1 tRNA gene and 1 rRNA gene are annotated in these 409 nt (G+C 57.5%); both read left to right on the top strand.

Going from position 1 to position 409, the window contains the following annotated elements:
* Nucleotides 1-94, top strand: a 5S ribosomal RNA gene (rrf, locus tag ABLQ08_RS32470); the annotation flags it as partial.
* 208 nt (nt 95-302) lie between these two features.
* Nucleotides 303-379: transfer RNA gene (locus tag ABLQ08_RS32465), tRNA-Met, on the top strand.
* Nucleotides 380-409 lie beyond the last annotated feature (30 nt).

Below are 409 nucleotides of genomic sequence, written 5' to 3'. Positions count from 1 at the left end.
CCCCCACCCGATCCCATCCCGAACTCGGCCGTGAAACTCCCCAGCGCCAATGGTACTGCATCTTAAGGTGTGGGAGAGTAGGTCGCTGCCAGGCCTGCAAAACGCAGTTTGTGTCTCAACGATGAAACCTCTTGCCGGCGAATGCCGGATCCCAGCACCTCATAGCTAAAAAGCACCAGGGTGCTGGCACCGTGGAGCAGCCCCGTTTGTCCGCAGGCGAAAGCCGAGGACAAACAAAGCAAAAATGCCGGGCTGAAAACCAGGCGCTGAAAGGCCCCGGAAACACGGAAACTGAAATATAACGCGGGATGGAGCAGCCCGGTAGCTCGTCAGGCTCATAACCTGAAGGTCGCAGGTTCAAATCCTGCTCCCGCAACCAAACAAAACAACCCGGCCACAAGGTCGGGTT

Origin of the sequence: Roseibium sp. SCP14 (genome assembly GCF_040329475.1) — a bacterium.
In the GTDB taxonomy this organism is placed as follows: Bacteria; Pseudomonadota; Alphaproteobacteria; order Rhizobiales; family Stappiaceae; genus Roseibium.
The sequence above is the reverse complement of the archived record's forward strand: the minus strand, read 5'-3'. Positions and strand labels throughout refer to the sequence as shown.